We start from the raw sequence: 19,361 nt of genomic DNA on the forward strand, positions 1-19,361 counted from the left end.
GGATTATTTGTCTTTGTGCGGATTCAACAGTATGGCGTACACCTCAAAACCAAAGCCAATTAGGACAAGGGCAGGGGCCAGACGAATACGACGCCAGTTATAGATCTCCGGATTGAACACGTTTGGATCGTCACTACCACCACCGGCCATTAGAATAAAGCCAAGTGCGATGAACGCCAAACCAATAAGCATGAATGTGTAGTTCTTCTTTTCGAAAACAAAGCTGTTAACCTTTGCTGCTTCTTTGCGTTTCTTTTCTCCCATGATCAGTCGAATTCAGTAAATAGGACGTTTCCGTCCACCGTTAATTGTGATATATGCTCGGAAGTTCCGAACCAAAACTTATACAAGTGCAAGGTAACTTTTTTATTCAACACTTTCTTCTCCAGGTCGGCCATGGTCAATCCCTGCTCTAATCCGCGATTGATATAGTATCGATCGTCATTATTTTCTTTAAATACAATATCATAGCTGCTTCCCTCCTTTATCTCAGTGACAAGAATTTCTTTGGTTTCACATTCCTCCGGTTGTGCATCCTGAATGATACAACTTGAAAGCAGCAACGGCACAGTGAGGGTAATTAGGATTTTTTTAATAGTACAATTCATCAGTTCGCAGGTTTAAGAAACGTTGAGTCGCGAAATACGTGCTGATCCAGGTGATGATAAGTCCCATCAGGAAAATAAACACAAATAAGCCTGCGATCAATATCGTATCATCCGCCAATCCCAATTCCGGGAAGGTCTTGTTAAGATAATACAGAATCGCGGCCATACCACCCATTGCCAGGACGGAACCTATGATCCCTAGTCGGACGCTTTTCCATATAAAAGGACGCCTGATGAAGCGTTTGGTTGCGCCAACCATTTGCATGGTTTTGATCGTGAATCGTTTAGCGTATACCGATAAGCGTATCGAACTATTAATAAGCAGGATGGCAATTATGAGAAAAATGGCAGCCACCACCAGCACCCAAAAACTGATACGCTGAACGTTTTTGGTGAGCTGTTCGATTAGGGGTTTGTCGTAACCTATGTCGTCCACAAAGGGTTTGCTCTTTAATTCGGTGATGATCTCCTCCACTTTTTCCGGGGTGACATAATCGGCACGCAAACGAACATCAATATTATCCTGGAGAGGATTCTCCCCAAGGTATTCTACATAGTTTTCCCCAATTTCTGCCATATGGGCCTCCGCGGCTTCCTCTTTGGAAACAAAGTTGGCGTAACGGGTATAATCGGCCATTTCCAAACTCTGTTTTAGCTGGTTGATCTCTACCTCCTTGGCGTTTTCCTTAAGGAATATTACAATGGGAACCTGCTCCTTGAAGTGATCGGCCACCCGCTTTGAGTTCAGAACAAGTAAACCAAGAAGCCCTAATAAGAACAGTACCAATCCGATACTGATCACTACCGAGAAGTAAGAAGAAATGAGACGTCGTTTCTGATATTTTTCGAAAGAAGTTGCCATATAGCTGTTAATTCCAGGGTAAAAATACAATGATTTTTACTTCCTCTTCACTCTAACGAAGAAAGTTTCAACAATCTTATAAATAGCTTTATTTTTGATATCAAATTCAAGGAAATCGCTGCTTTCAATTTAGTTAAAGAATTAAAGATTTCACGTCCGGGTTTGTGGTTCCCCACGGTCTGGATCTACCTAGTTCCTTTTAGTTTCGCCATCGAATTCTGGAAACAACCAGTCTTTTGGCTTGGTCTCGTTTTTGTCACCTTCCCTCTCAATTACCTGGTTTACGGGTTGAACGATTATAACGACACCCAGGCAGATGCATTAAACAAGCGAAAAGGTAATTTCCTGTTTGGAGCTAGTTATTCCGGAGAGGAATTGAGAGGTATTCCACTTAAGACCGCCCTTGTAATTTTACCCTTCGTAATCGTTTTCTCCATACTGTCCGGTTACAAAATGGTCTTATTGCTGGCTTTTATGGTAGGGGTGAACATACTGTATAATTTCAGGCCTTTCCGACTCAAAGAGCGTCCGCCCTTCGAGATCATTATACAGGTTGGATATGTGTTTACAGCCTTCTTCAGTGTGCTGCTGAACGGTCTGGACATGATCCCATGGCAGACCGTAGTATACCTTTGCCTCTTTGCTTTCCAGGCACACATGGCCGGGGAGATCATGGATATAGAGCCCGACCTTAAGGCGGGAAAACGAACTACAGCAACCTTGATCGGCAGAATACCTTCCAAGCTTATAATGCTGGGTCTTTTACTTGTTGAGGTCTATATACTGTATTTTTGGTTCGACGACCTTGTTCTGTCAGGATTCCTGGCAATCTTCGTACTATGGCTTCTAATCGACCTGCTGTTTTTGTTCAGAGGGAAACCCTACACCGTCTTCCAAATGAAACTCTTTGGGATCGCCATGAATGTTTCGGCTATTCTGTCCATGCTCTGGATACTGTATTCGGGCTGTCTGCTTCATCCCAATTTTTAAGCAGAAACAAAGCTACATCCGCCTAGAAATCTTAAATTTGCTCCTTCGCAGCAAAACGAATTATGAGTCAGTATCATTTCAACGATATAGAAGCCAAATGGCAAAAATACTGGGCCGAGAACCAAACCTTCAAGGCCAGCAACCAAAGTGATAAACCCAAGTACTATGTGCTGGACATGTTTCCCTATCCCTCCGGAGCCGGACTGCATGTGGGCCACCCACTGGGGTATATTGCCAGTGATGTGTACTCACGATACAAGCGCCACAAAGGTTTTAACGTGTTGCACCCCATGGGTTACGATAGTTTCGGATTGCCGGCAGAGCAGTATGCTATACAGACCGGGCAGCATCCGGCTGAAACCACTAAGGTAAATATTGAAGGTGGAATTGATAAGAGCGGAACGAAGATTAAGGGTTACAGGAAACAACTGGACAAGATCGGGTTTTCGTTTGACTGGAGCCGCGAGGTGCGAACTTCCGATCCGAAATACTACAAATGGACGCAATGGATCTTTATCCAGTTGTTCGAAAGTTGGTACGATCAGGATGCGGATAAGGCAAAGGGGATAGAAGATTTGATCAATATTTTTTCTTCGGAAGGGAATACTAAGGTAAATGCGGCCTGCGACGATGATGTTGAATTGTTTTCTGCTGAAGACTGGAACGCGTTTACTTCCGAAGAACAACAAAGAATATTACTGAAATACAGACTCACCTATCTTGCCGAAACAGAAGTGAACTGGTGCCCTGAGCTTGGGACTGTTCTGGCAAATGATGAGGTAGTTAATGGCGTTTCCGAAAGAGGAGGCTATCCTGTGATACGAAAGAAGATGATGCAGTGGAGCATGCGTATTACGGCATACTCCCAACGGTTATTGGACGGTCTGGATAAGATCGACTGGCCGCAGCCGCTGAAAGATTCCCAAACCAACTGGATAGGCCGCTCCGAAGGAGCTATGGTGGCTTTCGATGTAAAAGCTGATGTCTCTTCGAGCGCAGCGTCGCACAGAGCCGGTCGAAGTGTCGAGAAGTCACACAAAATAGAGGTCTTTACCACTCGTCCCGATACTATCTTCGGGGTAAGTTTTATGACCCTCGCACCCGAACACGACCTGGTAGCAAAGATCACCACCGAAGCTCAGAAAGCGGAGATCCAAGCGTATGTAGAAGCGACCTCAAGACGAAGCGAGCGCGAGCGTATGGCCGATGTGAAAACGATTTCCGGTGTATTCACCGGGGCCTATGCGGTTCATCCTTTTACCGGTGAAGATATACCGATCTGGATAGGAGATTATGTGTTGGCAGGTTACGGTACGGGGGCCGTAATGGCGGTGCCATGTGGTGACCAGCGTGACTACGATTTTGCGAAATTCTACAACCTACCTATCCCCAACATCTTTGACGGCGCAGATATTTCCGAGGAAGCTTTTACCGATAAGGAAAATACGGTTATCGCGAATAGTGATTTTATGAACGGCATGAACCATAAGGATGCCACGCGAAAGGTCATTGAGGAGTTGGAAAAGAAAGGAGCCGGGACCGGAAAAATCAATTATCGATTGCGTGATGCGGTGTTCTCCAGGCAACGATACTGGGGCGAACCTTTCCCGGTCTATTACAGGAACGGACTCCCACAGATGATAGCAGCCGAGCACTTGCCGCTGGTACTTCCGGAAGTGGAGAAATACTTACCTACCGAAGATGGTGACCCACCTTTAGGCCGAGCCGATGTATGGGCCTGGGATGTTGAGAAGAACGAGGTTGTGAGTAACGAGCTTATCGATAATAGAACCGTATTCCCTCTCGAGCTAAATACTATGCCGGGCTGGGCCGGAAGTAGTTGTTATATGTTCCGCTATATGGATCCGGGCAATGATGATGAGTTTGCGGATAAAGCTGCCCTGGACTATTGGGAGAACGTCGACCTCTATATTGGTGGAAGTGAACATGCCACCGGACATTTGCTGTACAGCCGATTCTGGACCAAGTTCATGTACGATCGCGGTTACTTTTCGGTAGATGAGCCAGCCAAAAAACTGATCAACCAGGGGATGATACTAGGGGAGAGTGCGTATTTAAATGTATTGAACCCAATTATTAAGTACAATTATTTAGGGAATAATTGTATTTCGTTATTCAAAAGGGTTGACTTAAAACGAATTACCTCGAATGATTTGGTTAATGATGAAGAAATTATTGATTTACCAGAGGAACGTGACGAATTCATTTCTTGGCTGTGGAATTACTTAGAGGATTCTGAAGAAATTGACTATGAAGATATTTTATTGGATTTTAAATTTAGAAATCATGATGAGTTCAATTCAAAAAATAAGTTTTTCAATTTTCTAAAAGATAAGCTCTATTTCGAAAGTAATTCGGAAAAGATGCGAACCAATGTGGAATATGTTCGGTCGAACTATGAACTCGACTTGGATAAATTTGAAAATTCCTCATTAATATTCAAGGCCTTAAAAAGGAAGAAACTTGTCTATAATAATAAGTTTTTTGTTCGCCCGGAGATTGAAAAAATGTCCAAGTCCAAGTACAATGTGGTTAACCCGGATGATATTTGTTATAGATATGGTGCCGATACCCTCCGTATGTACGAAATGTTTCTCGGGCCATTAGAGCAGGCTAAGCCATGGAGCACGGCCGGGATCACAGGGGTGCATAGCTTCCTTAAAAAGATGTGGAAACTCTACCACACAGGTGCCGAAGGTTCCTTTAAGGTAACCGATGAGGCGGCTTCCAAAGAGAACATGAAAACGCTACACAAGACCATTAAAAAGGTAGAAGAAGACATCGAGAACTTTAGTTTTAATACTTCGGTGTCCACTTTTATGATCGCGGTGAATGAGTTAACAGCTCAGAAGTGCTCTGCACGTGACGTGCTGGAGCCACTATTGATCCTTATTTCGCCGTATGCACCGCATATTGCAGAGGAATTGTGGAGTAAGCTGGGACATTCAGAAAGCATTTCGGAAGCGGCTTTCCCGGTATTTGATGAAAGCTACCTGGTAGAAAGTACCAAAGAGTACCCAATCTCATTTAACGGGAAGATGCGTTTTAAGCTGGAATTGCCCTTGGATATGAGCAAAGATGACATTGAGGCTGCCGTAATGGCACATGAGAAGACCGCCCATTATCTGGAGGGTCGAACGCCGAAAAAGGTGATCGTGGTACCAGGAAAGATCATAAATATAGTTGGCTAAATTTTAGCATACTTTTTGCAACCTAGGTTGTATATTTAATTCAAATTAAAAACAGAAAAAGCTATGATGGGATATTATTTGCTCGCCGGTGTGATCTTTTTGGTGAGCATGCTCGTGAGCGGACAATTAAAAAGTAAATTCAGGAAGTATTCTAAGGTATCGTTGCAAAACGGTATGAGCGGAAAGGAGATCGCGGAGAAGATGTTGAGCGACAATGGCATCTATGATGTGCAGGTGGTTTCCACCCCGGGAATGCTTACCGACCACTATAATCCACAAACCAAGACCGTTAACCTAAGTGAAGGTGTGTATATGCAGCGTAATGCAGCTGCTGCTGCCGTGGCTGCTCATGAATGTGGTCATGCTGTACAGCATGCCACAGCCTACAACTGGTTGCAGATGCGTTCGGCTATCGTACCTATGGTAGGAGTAGCCAGTAAGCTGTCTAACTTCGTGATCATGGCCGGACTTATCCTTACATTTTCGGGATTGGCTTTCGGAAACTGGGTCTTTCTTATTGGTATTGGGCTATTTGCTATGACTACAGTATTTTCGTTTATCACCTTACCCGTGGAATACGATGCCAGTAATCGCGCATTGGCCTGGCTTCAGAACAATAACATGGTAAATCAGCAAGAATACGCAGGCGCAAAAGACGCCTTGAAATGGGCCGCTCGAACCTATGTGGTAGCTGCGCTAGGTTCCCTGGCAACCTTGCTGTACTTTATCAGTTTGTTCCTGGGAGGAAGGGATTAGGTAAAACGTAAATCAATAGAATATTAAAACCCTTGTCATCCTGAACTTGATTCAGGAACACAAGGGTTTTTTGCTGTTTATGGATTCTGAATCAAGTTCAGAATGACAAAATGAGTTCTGATTTACAAATTGAGGCTAGGTTTTTCATTGGATCTAAGGAAGTTGAACAACTAAATTTACCCTCCAACACCCTCGGGGTTGTACCCCAGGTAATCGGCAAAATGCTCGTCAAAGGCAATTCCATAATCTTTTAGTTCTTCGAGTATGGGCTCGTAGATCTCTTTGGCGATAGGGCGTAACACGCCCGGAGTTGTGATTTCTCCATTCAATATCTTGAGTGCCGCAATGGCTACAGGTAATCCTACGGTCTTCGCCATGGCCGTGTAGGTTTGGTCTTCTCCTTTGATCACCATATGACTGTCGATCTGCTTTTTCTTGCCTTCCAGTTCGTAGCCGAATTTGTGGTACATCACTATCATGTCCTTATCGTCCTCCTTTAAGGTCCATTTGTCCATGAGTATCTTCTGAAGGGCCTGGGCAGGAGTCGCATCTTTGATGCCAATGGTCTTTTCACCGTTGAAGATATCTAATTCCAACAATTTATCCCACATAAGGTCGTCCTGGTCGATCTTCAGGTTGTGGCGAAGCTTTAATTCTACGGAATCGGTTGGCGAATAGGGAAGGAACAAGTTTACGAACTGTCGGTATGAAAGATTCTCCGAATGTGGTATGATATAGCTGTCGTCTGTCATTCCTAACTGAACGAAAATGTTCCAGGCCTTGCTGAAACCAACACGCCGAATGGTACCGCGGTAGAGAGTAAGGATGTCCTCCAGGCCATAGATCTTTCGGTATTTGAGGGAGTTCCTGTTAGCGTAGGCCTCAAAACGTCCGTATCCTTCTACCTCGAGGAATTCAGTACGTCTGAACAACCTGTGATAAGGAATATATTTATAGGTGCCTTCCTGGATAAATTCTGCGGCCCCACCCTGTCCGGCGAGTACAACATTTCGCGGATTCCATGTGAATTTATAGTTCCAGAGATTGTCATCGCTTTCAGGAGCCACGAGCCCTCCTGTAAAGGATTCGAACATCAGCATTTTACCACCGCCATCGCGAATTCTATCGATCACCTGCATGGCACTCATGTGGTCGATACCGGGATCCACTCCAATTTCATTCATAAAGGTGAGGCCTTTGGATTCCACTTTATGATGAAGCGATTGCATTTCGTCACTTACATAGGAGGCAGTAACCAGGTTTTTACCAAATTCCAGGCAGTCTCTGGCAACTTCGATATGATATCGTGCAGGGAGCATCGAGATCACAATGTCACTATCCTGGATAGCTTCCCTTCGATCGTGCACGTTGTGAATATCAAGAAGATAAGCTTCTGCGTTGGGATGTCCTCCGGCTAATCGTCTTGCATTCTGGACAGAAATATCACCAATAGTCACAAGCAGGTCTTCTTCTTGGGATTTTTCTAAGATATACTGTATCAGGCTCGTAGCCGAGCGTCCTGCACCTATGATTAATATGTTTCGCATCTCCTTGTTTTTCGTAAATTTATGTCCCCGTTATCCTAACACGAAATTACCAAAAATGTAGCTTCTAATATGCCAGAATTCGATAAAAAAATAACGGTTACAGCTGCTTTTTTAGCGGCCCTCACAATAGGTCTTGGAGCCTTTGGAGCTCACGGACTGGAAAAGCTTGTGGATAGCGATGCTATCGCTACTTTTGAGACAGGTGTTCGATACCAGATGTACCACTCAATTGCATTATTGATCCTTGGGTTTGCCACGGTAATTCCCGCCGGAACCCGAAAGTGGGTATTTTGGTTTTTTATCTTCGGAATTATTTTCTTTTCGGGATCTATCTATTTCCTGGCATTAAAAAGTATACTACCCTTCGGTGTCTCCTTCCTGGGGCCCGTGACTCCGATCGGCGGAACATTGTTAATAGTCGGGTGGCTCAGGCTGGCCTATGGATTGTTAACAATTCGCAGGGGATAAAAATGATAAATATCACATCATAATGCAGCCTTTTTGTTATTTTTGTTACCCACAACAACAACAGAAAAATGGTCGGTAATAACCAAACTTCGAAGTCGATTTCGCTTGATAAATACGGAATCACCAATGCAAATGTAAAGTACCAATTAACTCCTGAAGAGCTCCACAACGAAACCATTGCCAAAGGCATGGGGCGTGAGGCCGATACTGGAGCCCTCGCGATAGACACCGGGGAATTTACAGGGAGATCACCTCAGGATAGATTTCTAGTGGAAGACGATATCACTAAAGACCGTGTTTGGTGGGGTGATATCAACAAACCCTTCGATCCGGATAAGTTCGATAAGCTCTATAAGAAAATAACAGCTTATTTGTCTGGCAAAGATGTCTACGTGCGTGACAGTTATGCCTGTGCAGATCCGAACTACAGAACGAATATCCGGGTGATGAACGAATATCCATGGAGTAATATGTTCGTGAACAGTATGTTCCTTCGTCCGGAGGAAAGCGAACTCGACGGTTTCGAGCCGGAATGGATCGTGGTAAATGCTCCTGGTTTTATGGCGGATCCTGAAGTAGACGGCACAAGACAACACAATTTTGCCATTCTGAATTTCACAAAAAAGATGGCCATCGTTGGTGGTACCGGTTATACAGGTGAGATCAAGAAAGGAATCTTTTCAGCATTGAATTTTGTCCTGCCAGTATTCAAGAATACCCTTCCGATGCACTGTTCCGCAAACGTAGGAGAAAATGGTGAGACAGCGCTATTCTTTGGTTTGTCCGGAACGGGAAAAACAACACTTTCAGCAGTGCCTAATAGAAAATTAATTGGGGACGATGAACACGGTTGGACCGCAGAAAATACCGTCTTCAATTTTGAAGGAGGCTGTTATGCCAAAGTGATCGATCTAACCGAAGACAAGGAGCCGGATATTTACAGGGCGATCAAGCACGGAGCCATATTGGAAAACGTGATCATGGACGATAATGGCCATGTTGATTATACAGATGCAAGTATCACGCAGAATACCCGGGTAAGTTACCCGATCCATTTTATTGATAATATTCAGATACCTTCCATAGGGCACAACCCGAAGAATATTTTCTTCCTTACCGCGGATGCTTTTGGAGTACTTCCTCCTATCTCAAAATTAACACCGGGACAGGCGGCTTATCACTTTATTAGTGGTTACACGGCCAAAGTTGCTGGTACAGAAGAAGGAATAGACGAACCCCTACCGAGCTTTTCAGCATGTTTCGGGGCGCCGTTCATGCCGCTTCACCCAACAAAATATGCTGAGATGCTGAGCGAGAAGATGCAACAGGCTGGCGTAAATGTGTGGCTGGTGAATACGGGTTGGACCGGTGGGCCTTACGGAACCGGGTCCAGAATGAAGTTGAAGTATACCAGGGCGATGATTGATGCAGCACTGGATGGTGAATTGGAAAACGTTGCGTATAAAATACACCCGATCTTCGGTTTGAATGTACCACAGGAATGTCCGAATGTACCATCCGAAGTATTAAATCCGAAAGATACATGGGCAGATCAGGCAGCTTACGATAAACAGGCTCACCAACTAGCCAGGTCCTTTAAGGAGAATTTCGATCAGTTCGCTGAATATGCGAACGAAGAGATTATGGCAGGAGCGCCGCTTACGGATCAGTAAGGAAACCATTAAGTATAAAAAAAGCGCTGAGATCTCAGCGCTTTTTTTATGTTCTTTTCGATTTGCTTATCGCTTGTTCGCTTCCTTGATGTACTTCTCCAATGCCATTGTCATAGAAGGAGTTTCCGGAGTTGGTGCTTTGATGTCTACCCTAAGGCCATTATCTGTAGCTGCCTGTATGGTAGTATTCCCAAACACCGCAATACGTGTATCGTTTTGTTCAAAATCGGGAAAATTCTGTAGTAGGGACTGAATTCCGCTCGGACTAAAGAACACGAGAATATCGTAATACACATCTCTCAAATCAGAAAGGTCGCTTACCACTGTTTTGTAGAACGTAGCCTGTTTCCAATTTACAGCCAATTCGTCCAGTATATCAGGAACTGAAGATTTCAGCTTATCTGAAGAAGGTAGCAGGAACTTTTCCGTTTTGTATTTTTTAATGAGCGGACATAATTCATGGAAGGTCCTTTTTCCAACGTAGATCTTTCGCTTACGGTACACAACATATTTCTGAAGGTAATAGGCAACTGCTTCACTCTGGCAGAAATACTTCATGGAGTCAGGTACTTTGAAGCGCATTTCTTCAGCAATTCTAAAGAAATGATCCACTGCATTTCGGCTGGTTAAGATTATTGCGGTGTAATCGTCCAGATCAACTTTTTGAGAACGAACATCTTTGCTGGAGACACCTTCAACATGAATAAAAGGCCTGAAATCAATTTTCACTTTCTGTTTTTCGATAAGATCGAAATACGGAGAATTTTCAACTTTCGGTTCCGGCTGAGACACCAAAATAGTCTTCACTTTCATACGCTGCTTTTTAAAAAACACCCTCGCTTATAAACACTTTGTAAAGAATAAAGTAGGGCGAAATTTCAAGTGCGCAAAGATACAAAATAAAATAGAAGAAATTTCTAAAAATCAGTTTTCCATTCGTTTTGTAACTATAAAACAAACTTATTCCATTCAACAAAACTAAAATTCCGAAGAAGATAAGAAGGGAGTTAACTGTGGGCTCGAAGGTGTAGAAGAAGATGATATTGCCTATGAACACTCCCATCGCCAGTAGATTACGATAGGTCAATTTTTCATACAGATACTGGTTGAATAACGGTTCGATCGCGAAGACCACGCTGATAATTTTATCCAGGTAGTATTTGCATAGAACAAAGGCTCCATATACCGTGCAAATCTGGATGAATAGCCAGTTATTAGACAAAGTCGCTTCTGTATGGACAGTTCGGAATAACAAATAGAAAAATAAAGAGAATGAGAGCACCTGGCCTGCAAATAGTAGGATATTGAAAGGATGTCCTATTTCGTTATTCTTCCCTTGTACCAGATAATATTTGTTCGAAATGGGTAATAAAATGAATTCAAGGAAACGCTGGGGGTAGAGATAGCGTGATAGGGAAAACAGTATGAAGCAAAGGACCATAAGGTAGGTAACCCAGTCGTTGGAAATGATCTCTCTGCCTATATAATCCAAGCTTGAAATTTTTATGTAAAGGTAGCTGTTTTTCCATTGCATAAAAAGTGTTGCAATGGTTATAAAACCACATATTATTTACGCAAAAAGAGGTACATTTGCGCAAAATACGACCTATGTCAAACGCATTGGTGGTAATACCAACTTACAAGGAAAAGGAGAATATTGAGAGGCTGATTCGGAATGTATTTTCGTTGCAACGTGCGTTTCATATTTTGGTGGTTGACGATAACTCTCCGGATGGAACGGCGGACGCTGTTAAAGCTTTGCAGGATGAATTCTCCAGCAGCCTATTTTTGCTCGAGAGATCAGGTAAACTTGGGTTGGGAACCGCTTATATCACAGGATTCAAATGGGCCCTTGAGAAGGACTACGAGTTCATTTTCGAAATGGATGCTGATTTTTCTCATAACCCAAACGATCTTATCCGCTTGTACAACGCTTGCAACAGGGGTGGATACGATGTGTCGATCGGCTCCCGTTATGTGAAAGGCGTCAATGTTGTGAACTGGCCAATGAGTCGGGTACTACTATCGTGGCTGGCCTCGAAATATGTAAGACTGATTACGGGTATGCGAATCTACGATACAACGGCGGGGTTTGTCTGCTACCGGAGAAAAGTCCTCGAAAAGATTAACCTGGACAAAATAAGATTCGTTGGCTATGCGTTCCAGATTGAGATGAAGTTCAAAGCGTATCTTGCCAAATTTAAAATTACTGAAGTACCAGTGGTCTTTACCGATCGCACAAGGGGGGAATCGAAGATGAGTGGAGGCATTATTTCTGAAGCCGTCTTCGGAGTGATAACAATGAAATTCCGAAGTATATTCGGGAGTTCCGATTTTAATGAGATCTGATGAGTACAATACTGATAAAAAATACGAACATCGTCAACGAAGGAACCATTACTCAGGGCGATGTACTGATAGAAAAAGATATCATCGCAGAAGTTGGGGGTAGTATTAGTGTAAAATCTGCAGACACTAAAGTAATTGAAGCCGATGGTCAATATCTGTTGCCCGGTATGATCGATGACCAGGTGCATTTCAGGGAACCCGGACTTACCCATAAAGCTACTATTGAAACTGAATCCAAAGCTGCGGTAGCGGGTGGGATCACCACCTTTATTGAAATGCCCAATACCGTACCCCAGGCTACTACCATAGAGCTACTGGAAGAAAAATTTAGCAGGGCGGCAGAAACTTCCTGGGCCAACTATTCGTTTATGTTTGGCGGCACTAACGACAACCTCGAAGAGATCCTCAAAGTGGATAAGACCAAGGTTGCCGGATTGAAACTCTTTCTTGGATCATCTACTGGAAATATGCTGGTTGACGACCCGCAAGTGCTGGAAAAGATCTTTAGCAATACGGACCTCCTGATCTCCGTTCACTGTGAAGATGAAGCCACTATACGCAAGAACATGGCCGAATACAAAGAGAAATACGGGGATGATATTCCTATGGAGATGCACCCTAAAATAAGGAGCGAGGAAGCCTGCTATCTTTCTTCTTCCAACGCGATCAAACTCGCCAAGAAAACAGGAGCCAGGTTGCACGTTTTCCATCTTTCAACTAAAAAGGAAACGGCCCTGTTCGACAAGAAAAAACCTCTAAAGGATAAAAAGATCACTGCTGAAGTATGTATCCATCACTTGTGGTTTTCTGAAGAAGACTATCTGACCAAAGGTTCACATATTAAGTGGAACCCGTCGGTGAAAACAGCTGCAGACCGAAAAGGTCTGTTGAAGGCTTTGAAAGACGGTCGGATTGATGTTATCGCCACAGATCACGCACCGCATACAATGGAAGAGAAGGCCCAGGTGTATACAAAAGCACCTTCCGGTGGACCCCTTGTTCAACATGCACTGGTAGCTCTGTTTGAAATGTATCACAACGGCCTCCTGGATATTGAAACCATTGTTCAGAAAACAGCCCACAACCCGGCCATTCTATTCGAGATAAAGGATCGGGGTTATATCAGGGAGGGATACAAGGCAGATCTTGTACTTGTAGATACCAACGCACCATGGACCGTGTCTAAAAGTAATATACTGTACAAATGTGGCTGGTCTCCTTTTGAAGGCAGATCGTTCCGTTCACGAGTGACACATACTTTTATAAATGGAACCCTGGCTTATGAGAATCTGAAGTTCCCAAATCGAACAAGAGGAGAACGAATTACCTTTAACCGTTGATGCGAAGATTACTAGTTGTCATATTGTTGCTAGCCCTTGGATGCCAGAGCGTAGAGAAGCCGGAAATGCCGGAAGATCTCATTGCCCGCGATGTGATGATCGATATTCTTACTGATGCCTACCTCAGTAATGCCGCGAAAAGTGTAAACAACAAGATCATCCGACAGCGAGGAATCAAACTGGATTCCTTCATCTACAGGAAATATCAAATAGACAGTGTGCAGTTTGTCCGAAGCCATGCCTGGTATAATTCTGATCTGAGTACGTACGAGGGAATGTTTGTCGAGATCGAAACGCGATTGGCAAATATGGCAAAAGAGCTTGATAGTGTTAATTTTCCGAAGAAAAATCCTATTCAGAGAAAACAAGACAGTATTCGTAAGGCGAAAGGACTTATTGAACCCGCCGAATCAAACTAATTATTTCTTCCTGAAATTAACTCCAACACGTTCAATGGTTTCTGAAGCAGGAGTGTATTGAAAGTTGAGGTGTTCTGTGACCTTTGATCCATCGTAGAACGAAACATTATACATCGAATTCACCGTAGCTTTCAGGAGCTTTCGGCGTGCCCCTGTTAGTTTCGAATTCAGCCAGTCCAGTTTACGAAGTAAATTGAGCTTCCATTTTGCAACCAATTTGGTTGGAGCTGGAGCACCCACTGCATTAGCGATGGAGGACATCATTTCTTTGTAATGTAAATTTTCACTGGCAAGGATATATTGCTCATTACATATGTCACTTTCCATCAACTGCATCATCACGTGAACAACATCCTGTACATCCACTATGGCAACACCTCCTGAAGTATAGTATTTGTTCCCTCGGGCCGCCATTTTTACAATGGCACCACTTCCAGAATTCCAGTATCCGGAGCCGAGTATTACAGCCGGATTTACGATCACGGCTTCCAGCCCTTCCTGGGTGCCACGCCATACTTCCATTTCGGCCCCGTATTTTGTAATTGCATAGACATTATTGTCTTCTTCCGGGTTCCAGGCAGTCTTTTCCGAGATAAGTGAACCATCCAGGGTTGAACCTAAGGTAGCTATCGAACTTACATGGCAAAGCTTCTGTATATCGTGTTTAAGGCACATGTTTACCACGTTTGCGGTTCCTTCAACATTGGCTTTTTTTAATTTCTGAAAATGCCTGGGATGAAAACTGATGTAAGCAGCCGAGTGATAGACTTGGGTCACTCCCTGGAATGCATCTTCCAGTGCAGGGATGTCTGTAATATTGGCTTCCACCCATTCGATCTTATTGTAGAGAGCGTCGGAATCCTCGGTGTAATAACCGAAAACGTTACGAACGGCATCCAGGTTGCTGTTCCTGCGATGCGTTGCACGAACAGAAAAGCCTTTCTTCAGAAGAAAATAAAGCAAATGGGATCCTACTAAGCCAGTGCCACCGGTAACTAAAACCATCGTATAAAAATAGTCTTTTTTAAAGTATTCTTTTCTCCTTTTAGGGGTTCAGGTTATATTTGCTGAAATTGTAGAAAATGGCGCTGAAAAACTTTGTTGAAGAACTCACCTGGAGGGGCATGATCCACGATGCCATGCCGGATACGGAGGAACACCTGATGGAACAAATGCGAGCTGCTTATATTGGTTTCGACCCAACAGCCGATTCGTTACACATCGGTAACCTTGTACCGATAATGATGCTCGCCTTTTTTCAGCGATGTGGGCATAAACCTGTGGCCCTGGTTGGAGGTGCAACCGGAATGATAGGTGATCCGTCGGGGAAGTCTTCAGAAAGAAACCTGCTTAACGAAGAGACGCTTCAGCATAATCAGGAATGTGTTAGGAAACAGCTATCCCAGTTTCTCGATTTTAGTTCGGGAGAGGCCAACGAGGCAGTGATGGTGAACAACTACGACTGGATGAAGGAATTCAGCTTCCTGGATTTCATCAGGGATGTTGGAAAGCACATTACGGTGAATTATATGATGGCCAAAGACTCGGTGAAGAACCGAATTACCGGTGAGGAAACCGAAGGTATGTCGTTCACTGAATTCACCTACCAATTGGTGCAGGGCTATGACTTTCTTCACTTGTTCAAGCATCAGGGTTGTACGTTGCAAATGGGAGGAAGCGACCAGTGGGGAAATATCACCACCGGAACAGAATTGATCCGCAGGATCGGGGGTGGAAAGGGATATGCACTTACCTGTCCACTCATCACCAAAAGTGACGGCAGCAAATTCGGAAAAAGTGAAGGAGGCAATGTATGGCTGGACGCCAAACGAACATCGCCCTATAAATTCTACCAGTACTGGTTAAATACCAGTGATGAAGATGCGGAGAAATACATCAGGATCTTTACTTTCCTGGACAAGGATACTATCGAAACGCTTGTTGCAGAACACAGAGAAGCACCTCATGCCCGTTCACTTCAGAAGCGACTTGCGAAAGAAGTGACAATAACCGTTCACAATGAGGTTGAATACGAGAATGCTGTAAAGGCTTCGGAGATCCTTTTTGGGCGATCCACGTCTGATGACCTCAAGTCTCTGGATGAAGCTACTTTTCTGGATGTATTCGACGGAGTACCACAGGCAGAGATTTCAGAAGGGGAAATTCAGGAAGGACTTCATATCATAGCCGCCTTGGCCGAAAAAAGCGGATTCCTGAAATCAAACGGAGAAGCCAGGCGAGCATTGAAAGAAAACTCTATTTCGGTAAATAAGGAAAAAGTTTCGGATGCTTATACCATTGGGAAAAGCGATCTCATCAACAACAAATTCGTACTGCTGCAGCGAGGTAAAAAGAATTACTTCATCCTCAAATTGGTCTGAAAATATAGAAGCCCTGCAGTAAGTCACTACAGGGCTTCAAAATTAACTAACCAACCAATTATGAATCTATCTTTAACATAGCTTCATCATCGTATCTATAAGTCGGATATTATTCCAATTCATTACACCTTATTGCAAATAATTTGTTAATTCAGGGTAAGGGATCAAAGCGCTTATAAGAAGTGCGATGCTGTCCTTTACAATAATGGTGATACTTAAAAGTATGGCCACCACAAGGATTGATATGGAAACATTGTTTTCCCTGATCTCGTTGAACTCGTCAATTCGTCTTGTAAGTATTGAAAACAGCAGGAAAACGGAGGCATTGATAAAGATCGCCATCACAAATCCTATACCCAGATACAGGCCTGAATAGGAGACGATGGTCATGGTGTCTATCGCTTCTGTTTGCGTGGTGCTAAGGCGTATTACGTTGGTTATTGAAGGCAGTATTTCACTAAGTATAAGCCCTATGGAAAGCACTATTCCTGAAGTGAAAATGGTGAAGGCCATATTGTCCCCGCGCAAGGTGGTGCTTCTAAAGAAGAGCAACTTCAGGATCTTAAAGGAAACGAAGATGATCGCCACCGAAACTCCGATTGATATAAGGATCTCAATAATTGCGAGTGTTAGTAATTTGCTGTTCATAGTTCTGTTATTTGCTGGTTAGGACAACGTCCCAATAGGAGATATCGTTGTAGGTGGCAGGAAGATTCCCAGCCGAATAGTATTTTGCCGTGGTTTCCCACAGTATGTATTCTTTTCCGTTATAGATCTTAGAATAGCCAGATCCTGGTAGGTTGATCCCAAGGATGGAATGCCTGTAGAATTCGCTATTCAGTATGGCAACGTCGTAGTTAAATGCTTTCAGTACAGAATAGATCATCACCGTTCGTGTGTCGCAATCTCCTTTGAGGTTTCGCATAAACGACACCGGGTTTTGAATTCCATACGAAACATTCCCAATACAGCACTCCGGGCAGTCTTCCAGGAGGTTTCTGATGTCGTACTCATAGTTGTTAGGATCTTCACATTCACTTTGAAATACAAACGAATACGGTATATCCTGGATGCAGGTCACCACCATCTCGGCAAACTCCATTTTGTTCAATCGTTCTTCCTTTTGAATGGTTTTAAAATTTTCTATGATGATATCGAGGGCCGGGCGGTCTGTACGTTCAATATAGTCGTAGAGGTCTCCCCAGAAATTCCTACTGGATGCAGGACTATACCTGTCTATATGATCTCTTAATCTCCGATAATCATCCACGCGGACGGCTAGGGTAGCTCTGAAATCATTTCCGAAGTTATCTCTCCATACCCTGTTTGCCGCGAATACCTCAATGGAATCTCCCTCTTCTTGTCGGTAGGTTTTATAAACTGCTTCCTCTTCCTTAAAAGTCGAACTCGTGGGATCGTATTCTATGGTGTCGAATAAGAAATTGATGAGGGCACTGAATACACCAATGACAAAGAGGGCTACCACAATACTGCCGATCACACTGCTCAGTTTCGGCTTGCCAACAAGTTTGAAAGCTATAAAAATTGAACCGGCTACCGAGATGAATAGGGTAATTAGCACTGGCAGATCCAGGGATATGGTTATTACACCGAAGGACACCACCAACACAATGAACATAACCACCACCCAAAGGCAGCCATTCGCGTTTTTTTTTGGTGATAAATTCATTAAAGTGCCATTAAATTACAACCTCGAATGTCGCTGGTATCAAATCTACCTAAAATTTCAAAATTTCCATCTGTATTCATTTTGCCAAGATCCTGGGTTGCAATGAATGAACAGGAATACTGATTTGCCAGGTCGATCACGTTAATTCCTCCCGTCTTTCCTTCAATATAGGTGAAGGGGTCTTCAGGATCACGGGTGAGTACCTTCATCCAGGGTGGGCAGGAAAACACACCATCGCCTTTGCTGTAGGCCTGGGAAAGTAATTCGGTCATGCCGTATTCACTGTGGATAGTATCGAGTCCGAAGCCTTTTTTTAGTATGCTGTGTAGTTCTTCACGTATTATTTCTTTTCGCCTGCCTTTCATACCCCCGGTTTCCATAACAACAGTGTTTCGAAGGTTGAACTTGTGTTTTTCAACCAGGTTTAGTAGTGCAAATGACACACCTATTAGCAGTGTCTTTGTTTCTGAAGCTTCCAGTTCAGAGAGGGTAGCGGCCAGTTTGACGAGATCATCGAGATAGAACCCGCTTTGGGCATGTTCACTGGCTTCGATGAGGTGATCTACCATGTATACCAGGGAGGATCCCTTTCGTTCGAGGTAGGAGGGAAGTAGTGCAAGGATGGCATATTCTGAAGGTTGGCCGTAATTTCTTCGGAAGCCCGACATGAAGCTTTGTCGGTAGAGTTCGGTATGGGCGACAAAATGTTTAGCCGGTGTGCTGCCGGTTGTTCCGCTGCTGCTAAAGGTGATTTGTGGTTCAAGTTCCCTTGCCAGCACCCTTTCCGAAGTAAAGAATTGTATAGGCAGAAAAGGAATGTCTTTAACTTCTTTTATTGCTGAAACATCTGTTTTTATCGCATCACAGAAGTTTCGGTAGATAGCAACATTATCGTACTGGTACCGAAAAGTTTCGAGTGCCTTTCTTTCGAAAGCTTCAGGTGAGGTTATAGAAAAAATTGCATCGTAATCCATTGCGGCTTTCAGGAAACATCAATCAAAAATACACAATTAAAACACTAACTTGCACCCGATTCTGTGTTCGATAGGAGACAATAAATTCATGT

The 19,361-nt window shown here is 43.7% G+C and carries 19 protein-coding genes; 9 read left to right on the top strand and 10 right to left on the bottom strand.

Translation table 11 applies throughout. The features are described from left to right. Positions 1-3: 3 nt before the first annotated feature. The 3 genes from J1N09_RS01155 to J1N09_RS01165 are packed head-to-tail and all read right to left on the bottom strand — an operon-like array spanning position 4 to position 1,470. Positions 4-264 (bottom strand): DUF3098 domain-containing protein, encoded by a 261-nt coding sequence (locus J1N09_RS01155; RefSeq protein WP_265197547.1) that lies wholly within the window; start codon positions 262-264, stop codon positions 4-6. Positions 265-266: 2 nt separating this feature from the next. Continuing rightward, positions 267-608 (bottom strand): hypothetical protein, encoded by a 342-nt coding sequence (locus J1N09_RS01160; RefSeq protein WP_265197549.1) that lies wholly within the window; start codon positions 606-608, stop codon positions 267-269. After that, entirely contained in the window at positions 592-1,470 is an 879-nt protein-coding gene (locus J1N09_RS01165; protein ID WP_265197550.1) for a cell division protein FtsX, read from the bottom strand. Before J1N09_RS01165 ends, J1N09_RS01160 begins: the two co-directional genes overlap by 17 nt. A 162-nt stretch (positions 1,471-1,632) precedes the next feature. On the opposite strand from J1N09_RS01165, the gene J1N09_RS01170 reads away from it, so the two are divergent. From J1N09_RS01170 to J1N09_RS01180, 3 genes are all read left to right on the top strand, one after another. Continuing rightward, positions 1,633-2,460 (top strand): UbiA family prenyltransferase, encoded by an 828-nt coding sequence (locus J1N09_RS01170; RefSeq protein WP_265197551.1) that lies wholly within the window; start codon positions 1,633-1,635, stop codon positions 2,458-2,460. Between the two features lie 62 nt (positions 2,461-2,522). Then, entirely contained in the window at positions 2,523-5,672 is a 3,150-nt protein-coding gene (locus J1N09_RS01175) for a leucine--tRNA ligase (protein WP_265197552.1), read from the top strand. A gap of 63 nt (positions 5,673-5,735) precedes the next feature. Then, the gene (locus J1N09_RS01180; RefSeq protein ID WP_265197553.1) at positions 5,736-6,428 is read left to right on the top strand and encodes a zinc metallopeptidase; all 693 of its coding nucleotides are present in this window, start codon (positions 5,736-5,738) and stop codon (positions 6,426-6,428) included. Between the two features lie 176 nt (positions 6,429-6,604). Here the strand turns inward: J1N09_RS01180 and J1N09_RS01185 are convergent, their stop codons facing one another. After that, positions 6,605-7,975, bottom strand: coding sequence for a saccharopine dehydrogenase family protein (locus J1N09_RS01185; RefSeq protein WP_265197555.1), 1,371 nt, complete (start codon positions 7,973-7,975; stop codon positions 6,605-6,607). 69 nt (positions 7,976-8,044) lie between these two features. Here J1N09_RS01185 and J1N09_RS01190 point away from each other — a divergent pair, with 69 nt between their 5' ends. Together J1N09_RS01190 and pckA are read left to right on the top strand one after the other, a co-directional pair. Then, complete coding sequence (locus tag J1N09_RS01190; RefSeq protein WP_265197557.1) at positions 8,045-8,443, top strand: DUF423 domain-containing protein; 399 nt, start codon at positions 8,045-8,047, stop codon at positions 8,441-8,443. A gap of 68 nt (positions 8,444-8,511) precedes the next feature. After that, entirely contained in the window at positions 8,512-10,116 is a 1,605-nt protein-coding gene (gene pckA, locus J1N09_RS01195; RefSeq protein WP_265197558.1) for a phosphoenolpyruvate carboxykinase (ATP), read from the top strand. 66 nt (positions 10,117-10,182) lie between these two features. Here the strand turns inward: pckA and J1N09_RS01200 are convergent, their stop codons facing one another. Both J1N09_RS01200 and J1N09_RS01205 read right to left on the bottom strand, forming a co-directional pair. Then, entirely contained in the window at positions 10,183-10,929 is a 747-nt protein-coding gene (locus J1N09_RS01200; RefSeq protein WP_265197559.1) for a uroporphyrinogen-III synthase, read from the bottom strand. Positions 10,930-10,939: 10 nt separating this feature from the next. After that, positions 10,940-11,608, bottom strand: coding sequence for a DUF4271 domain-containing protein (locus tag J1N09_RS01205; RefSeq protein ID WP_265197560.1), 669 nt, complete (start codon positions 11,606-11,608; stop codon positions 10,940-10,942). A gap of 116 nt (positions 11,609-11,724) precedes the next feature. Between J1N09_RS01205 and J1N09_RS01210 the strand changes: the two genes are divergently transcribed. Genes J1N09_RS01210 through J1N09_RS01220 form a run of 3 tightly spaced genes read left to right on the top strand, consistent with a single transcriptional unit; the run spans position 11,725 to position 14,224 of the window. Further along, positions 11,725-12,465 carry a polyprenol monophosphomannose synthase gene (locus J1N09_RS01210; RefSeq protein ID WP_265197561.1) on the top strand — a complete coding sequence of 247 codons (741 nt, stop codon included), beginning with the start codon at positions 11,725-11,727 and terminating at the stop codon, positions 12,463-12,465. After that, positions 12,465-13,805 (top strand): dihydroorotase, encoded by a 1,341-nt coding sequence (locus J1N09_RS01215; protein WP_265197562.1) that lies wholly within the window; start codon positions 12,465-12,467, stop codon positions 13,803-13,805. Before J1N09_RS01210 ends, J1N09_RS01215 begins: the two co-directional genes overlap by 1 nt. Continuing rightward, positions 13,805-14,224, top strand: a complete 420-nt coding sequence (locus tag J1N09_RS01220; protein ID WP_265197563.1) for a DUF4296 domain-containing protein — start codon at positions 13,805-13,807, stop codon at positions 14,222-14,224. Before J1N09_RS01215 ends, J1N09_RS01220 begins: the two co-directional genes overlap by 1 nt. Here the strand turns inward: J1N09_RS01220 and J1N09_RS01225 are convergent, their stop codons facing one another. Next, positions 14,225-15,229, bottom strand: a complete 1,005-nt coding sequence (locus J1N09_RS01225; protein WP_265197564.1) for an NAD-dependent epimerase/dehydratase family protein — start codon at positions 15,227-15,229, stop codon at positions 14,225-14,227. 77 nt (positions 15,230-15,306) lie between these two features. Between J1N09_RS01225 and tyrS the strand changes: the two genes are divergently transcribed. Then, the gene (gene tyrS / locus J1N09_RS01230; RefSeq protein WP_265197565.1) at positions 15,307-16,605 is read left to right on the top strand and encodes a tyrosine--tRNA ligase; all 1,299 of its coding nucleotides are present in this window, start codon (positions 15,307-15,309) and stop codon (positions 16,603-16,605) included. A gap of 129 nt (positions 16,606-16,734) precedes the next feature. On the opposite strand, the gene J1N09_RS01235 is transcribed toward tyrS, so the two are convergent. The 3 genes from J1N09_RS01235 to J1N09_RS01245 are packed head-to-tail and all read right to left on the bottom strand — an operon-like array spanning position 16,735 to position 19,269. Then, positions 16,735-17,253, bottom strand: coding sequence for a DUF350 domain-containing protein (locus J1N09_RS01235; RefSeq protein ID WP_265197566.1), 519 nt, complete (start codon positions 17,251-17,253; stop codon positions 16,735-16,737). Positions 17,254-17,260: 7 nt separating this feature from the next. After that, on the bottom strand, positions 17,261-18,295 hold the full coding sequence (locus J1N09_RS01240) for a hypothetical protein (RefSeq protein WP_265197567.1): 1,035 nt from the start codon (positions 18,293-18,295) through the stop codon (positions 17,261-17,263). After that, positions 18,295-19,269, bottom strand: coding sequence for an acyl transferase (locus tag J1N09_RS01245; RefSeq protein ID WP_265197568.1), 975 nt, complete (start codon positions 19,267-19,269; stop codon positions 18,295-18,297). Before J1N09_RS01245 ends, J1N09_RS01240 begins: the two co-directional genes overlap by 1 nt. Positions 19,270-19,361: the final 92 nt, after the last annotated feature.

Origin of the sequence: Aureitalea sp. L0-47, from assembly GCF_026126405.1 — a bacterium.
Classification (GTDB): domain Bacteria; phylum Bacteroidota; class Bacteroidia; order Flavobacteriales; family Flavobacteriaceae; genus Pukyongia.